This window comes from bacterium (assembly GCA_024226335.1).
GTDB lineage: Bacteria > Myxococcota_A > UBA9160 > SZUA-336 > SZUA-336 > JAAELY01.
Genome location: JAAELY010000279.1, coordinates 1 through 5039 on the forward strand (window position 1 = coordinate 1; position 5039 = coordinate 5039).

Sequence of the window (5039 nt, forward strand, 5' to 3'; positions counted from 1 at the left end):
CTTGCGCGATTTCTCTCAGCCGATTCCCGATCGTGGGAAACGCTCCTGCTGAGGCAGAAATCCGCACGATCTCGTCGAGATAGACTTGATCCCCCAGATTCTTCGCACCTTCGAACCCTCGCCACAAGCCGAAGATCAACTCGTTCAGCAAGCCCATGAACCGTTCGGCCTCGACGTCGGCAAGCGATTCGCCCTGGCAGCCGTTGTGCCAGATCGATGCAAGCTCGGGATCCCGGACCATCATGTCGCGAAAACGGGATAGATCTCTGAAGTTCTGATCCGCAGCTGTTCGTCGCGCACCGCGGCTGTTCTCGTGCAGAGCCCGGGTGTTCTGTCGCATCTGCAGGAGCAAGATCCAGAGCGTGGCCACGACTGCGGTGGCACCGATCATTTCACCGACCGCTCCAATCGCATCCCAGTTCATACGTTCACCCCGACCCTTGCTCTACTTGCCCGAGGCTATCACAGACAGACTCGCCACCTCGCAGGTCGCGCATCAAGAAGCCGGGCCCCATGTGTCCGGTATGGTCTGGCTTCCCGTGGTGGCGCAGGGCGGAATCGAACCTGGGACCTCGCAATGCGGGAACCCCGCCGGAATGCCCGCTAGAATCCCTGAGACGGCTGCCCTTGACGAGAGAGGCCCATCTACAACGTGTTCAAGACCCTCATCGCCCAGATCCTCACGCTGCTCGGAAGCCGCCACGGGCGCCGCAATATGCGCGTGCTCGGGCGCTTCTTGCTCGTACTGACGGTGATGGTCTTCGTGTACTCGGCGGGCTTCCACTACCTGATGCTGCGCGAGGGGCAGGAACACAGCTGGCTCACGGGCCTCTACTGGACCCTGACGGTCATGTCGACGCTCGGGTTTGGCGACATCACCTTCCACACGGACGTCGGCCGCGCGTTCTCGATAGTCGTACTGCTGTCGGGCATGATCTTCCTGCTGGTTCTGCTCCCGTTCACGTTCATCGAGTTCTTCTACGAACCGTGGATGAAGGCGCAGGCGGCGTCGCGCGCACCACGCGCGCTTCCGTCCAGCATGCGCGGCCACGTGCTGCTGACGAACCACGACGCGGTGTCGAGCGCGATCATCCGGCGCCTCCAACAGTACCGCTATCCCTACGCGCTGATGGTTCCCGAGGTCGACGATGCCCTTCAGCTTCACGACCAGGGCGTGAACGTGATGGTGGGAGACCTCGACGACCCCGAGGCATGGTCGCGCGCCCAGGTCGAGTCGGCGGCACTCATCGCCAGTACCGCGAACGACCCCACAAACACCAGCGTGGCGTTCACGGTGCGCGGGATCGCGAAGGACGTACCCATCCTTACCTCGGCGACTGACGAGGCCTCGGTCGACATCATGGAACTGGCAGGCAGCTCGTACGTGCTGCGCCTCGAGGAGATGATCGGCCAGTCGTTTGCGCGCCGGATGGTGGGCGGCGACGCGATGTCGCACGTGATCGGGCAGTTCGACGACCTGCTGATCGCCGAGGCCACCGCGCACCGCACGCCGCTGGTGGGCAAGACGCTGCTGGAAAACCGGCTACGCGACAAGGTGGGAATCACGGTGCTGGGTGTCTGGGAGCGTGGAACCTTCGAGCCGGCGAAGGCCGACACGATGATCAACGAGAACACAGTGCTGCTGCTGGCGGGCTTGAAGGAGCATCTGTTCCGCTACGACCAACTATTCTGCATCTACAACGCGTCGACCGCGCCGGTCGTAATCATAGGGGGCGGCCGCGTTGGCCGCGCCACCGCGCGGGCGCTCGAGCGACGCGAACTGAACTACCGGATCGTCGAGGTGCTGCCAGAACGCATCCGCGATCCTGAGAAATACGTACTCGGCAGCGCAGCCGACCTGGAGGTACTCGAGCAGGCCGGGATCCGCGAGACGGCCACCGTGATCATCACGACTCACGACGACGACCTGAACGTTTACCTGACGATCTACTGCCGCCAGCTTCGCCCCGACGCGCAGATCATGAGTCGCGCCACGAACGAGCGGAACGTGGCGAAAATGCACCGCGCCGGCGCCGACATGGTGCTGTCGTACGCATCGATGGGGGCGAGTGCCGCAATGAACCTGCTCGAGCGCCACAAGATCCTGATGGTTGCAGAGGGCCTCGACCTGTTTGTAGTGCCCGTACCCGACGAGCTTGCAGGCGTGCCGATCATCGAGTCCCGAATCCGCGAAGACACCGGCTGCAGCGTCGTCGCCATCCAAACCGAGCACGGCATGGAGGCCTTTCTGGACCCGACGGCCCCCCTGCCCGCCGACACCGACATCGTGCTGATCGGAACGGGCGAGGCGGAAGAGGCATTCCTGCGGCTTCACGGGAAGGAAGGCACGTAGAGGGGAGTCCGATGCTCGACACCTACGGCAACTCCAGCGTCAGCGAGTAGATGCGCGTTTCAACGTTCTGGCCGACCGCCCACGGCCAGTCCCTGCCCTCGATCGGACTCGAGTAGTTCGCGATCGCGAAGCGACCGTCCCCCAGATCGATCGCCGAGGCAAAGGCGGTGTCGCCCCGCGATGGCAGATCCAGTAGCGGAACAATCCTGCGTTCCTCGGGCAGGACTTCGTACACCGTGGTGCGTAGCCTCGTCCACCAGAAGCGCAGCTGATCGAGAATCAGGCGCGTGTCATTGGGGAGCCAGCTCGGCATGCGCTCCACTGTTCCCCCGAGACTGCGGCGCGCGATCGCGAAGAAACGGTCCCCGTGGCGCACGAGCAGCGGAGAGTCGTGCCGAAATGGCGTGGGGTTGCAGTCCCAGGTCTGAAGGCGGTCGGCCGGAGCGGTACAGACCAGAGCGCCGCGCGGCTCCACACGAACGAGCGCGACCAGATTCCCTTGTTCATCGAACTCGAACGCGCACTCGCCGCCTCCGGCCTGAGGCACCGGAGACTCTTCGCCACTCACCGAACTCCAATCGATGCCATTCGTCGAGCGAAGCAAGCGGACGCTGCGCGCGCGGCCGCGCTGCTCGTAGAGTTCCCGCCCGTCGTACACGCTCATCCAGGCGGCGCCCCGTCGCCACTTGGTACGCCATACCACGTGGCCGGGCGCGAAGATCGGCCGCGAGTCGCTCCACTGGCCGCGCGCCTGCATCTCGCTCACACGGATCGAGTTCGGCGAGAAGATTCCCGGCTGGCTGTCGGCTTCGAAGAAGTAGAAGAGCAGGCGCTCGCCAACCGTGAGGAAACGCGGCTCGCGCAGGTCGCGGTCTTGCAGGTCGAAGACGACCTCGCGCGACCACTGAGCCTGCGCCTGCTGTTCCGACCCCAGCGGCGCCGAAAGCACGATCAGGCGCGCCTCGTCGCTAGCCCAGTGGCGGGGCGCCGTGCGAAACGCGAGATAGACGCGCTCCCCGTGCCGGATCCAGTCGAGGTTGTTGTTTGCCGCCCCAAGTGCGAGTCCAGCCGGCAGGCCGGGCCCGGGAACGGTGGCGTGCGGACTACCAACACCGATGCCTCGCGCCCGCTCGAGATCCCAGCCATGAGGCTCGTCGGCCGTCCAACCCATGAGGACGATGCTGCCGACCCCGAAGACCGCAATCGCGACGCTGAAAGCGAACAGTCGCGCAGCGATGCGCAACGCCTTCTGCCACGGCTGGCTCCTGCCCCCATCGGTTTCCATCTCGGTCCAGGGTACCCCGATTATTGCGCCGGCAAGGGTGCATGCGCTCGAACTCGACGACTGAACAAGAAGTGTCCTTCCCTGGCACGCCCGGTTGGACTCGAACCAACGACCTGCGGATTAGAAGTCCGCTGCTCTATCCAGCTGAGCTACGGGCGCGCGTTGGCGCGAATCTACTCGATACTGGCGTCATCGGGTAGTCGTCGATGATTCGAGGACTCGGACTGGTGGGGTAGAACGGAGTCTGGCCGCCCTACCCGGCTTCTGGGCTGCTCGCGCGGTTCGCTACGTAGCGGCTGATGTGCTCGCGGTCGGCGTCGGCCAGATTGGTGAACTTCAGGCCGAGGCTGAAGGCGGCCGGGGAGAAGCTGGACTTGATCTGATCGCACCAGCGGACCTCCGCCTGGGCCGCGATCGTTCGGCCCTCTAGGAGGAAACGGATGTCGATGACTTCGCCGATTTTGAGCTCTTCGCTGTAGTCCAGGCCGAGGGCCAGTCGGAAATATCGCGCAACAGATTGCGTACGCGGCGCTTGTTCAGGCCACTGACGTCGATTTTGCACCGGACGCATCTTTCCGCGCCGCGCTGCTCTGGTCCGGATCCGTCCATACGTGGAGCGATCAGATCTTGTCGGGACAGGCTTGACCCGCGCGCCTGCTGTTCAGTCGACGCGTTTCAGATCCCGGGTTTCAGTTCCCGAGTTTCGGGCAAGGGGACTCGGGGAAGCAGTCGCCTGCGATCCACTCGGAAAGACTCGAGTAGCTGCGGATCTCGCTTTCGGATTGCACCAGGGTCGCCAGGTCGAGCAGGCCCGGTGTCAGAACCAGGGCGTTTCGCTGCGAGACCAGCACGCGCGGTGTTCCCGAAAGCCGGGAGTTTTCACCGATCCGGGTTGCGATCTTGGCGTAACTGCGGGCGAAGCGAGCGGCTGCGTTGGCGTCGGCCCAGCGGGTGAGCCAGATGAACTCCCAGGTTTCCTTGCAGTCGATGTGCTTGAAACGATCGCCCGTCCATTCGCGCACTATCGGGTCCAGGTCGGATGCGAGGCCGTGTTCTTCGAAGAGCACGCGGATGGAGAGTGCGCCCGCCACGTTGTTCTCACCGATGCGGCAGCCTCGCGACGAGATGCGCTTGCGAATCGCTTTGTGCGGCAAGCGGATGAACTCTACCGGTGCGGCCTGGTCGGGGAAGCGGACCTGGCGGGTTGCAAGCGGTCCGTCGACCAGGGCTCGGTCCAGACCGGCATTTCCCGCTTTCTTGTACTGGTGCGCGGAGAACACGGTCCCGTGTGCGTAGGGAAAGAGGAGCGAGGAGCGCAGAAGGTGCGGGACCTGGGCCATCATGCCCTGAGGCGAAACCAGACTCATGAGCATGGCATCGCGCAGGTGCGTGGCACTGTTC

At 64.1% G+C, this 5039-nt stretch carries 5 protein-coding genes and 1 tRNA gene; 1 reads left to right on the forward strand and 5 read right to left on the reverse strand.

The window, feature by feature from the left end; translation table 11 throughout:
- Positions 1–424 (reverse strand): hypothetical protein (locus tag GY725_15040; GenBank protein ID MCP4005506.1); only part of this gene is annotated, 424 nt, incomplete at its 3' end.
- Between the two features lie 291 nt (positions 425–715).
- Here GY725_15040 and GY725_15045 point away from each other — a divergent pair.
- The gene (locus tag GY725_15045; GenBank protein MCP4005507.1) at positions 716–2353 is read left to right on the forward strand and encodes a potassium channel protein; all 1638 of its coding nucleotides are present in this window, start codon (positions 716–718) and stop codon (positions 2351–2353) included.
- A gap of 22 nt (positions 2354–2375) precedes the next feature.
- Here GY725_15045 and GY725_15050 read toward each other — a convergent pair whose 3' ends face one another.
- From GY725_15050 to GY725_15065, 4 genes are all read right to left on the reverse strand, one after another.
- Entirely contained in the window at positions 2376–3638 is a 1263-nt protein-coding gene (locus GY725_15050; GenBank protein MCP4005508.1) for a hypothetical protein, read from the reverse strand.
- An 82-nt stretch (positions 3639–3720) separates the two neighbouring features.
- Positions 3721–3797, reverse strand: a tRNA-Arg gene (locus GY725_15055).
- Positions 3798–3891: 94 nt separating this feature from the next.
- A complete protein-coding gene (locus GY725_15060; GenBank protein MCP4005509.1) occupies positions 3892–4200 on the reverse strand; it encodes a PilZ domain-containing protein in 309 nt (102 codons plus the stop codon).
- Positions 4201–4327: 127 nt separating this feature from the next.
- Positions 4328–5039, reverse strand: a 712-nt coding sequence (locus GY725_15065; GenBank protein ID MCP4005510.1) for a hypothetical protein, incomplete at its 5' end; no start/stop codon positions are given.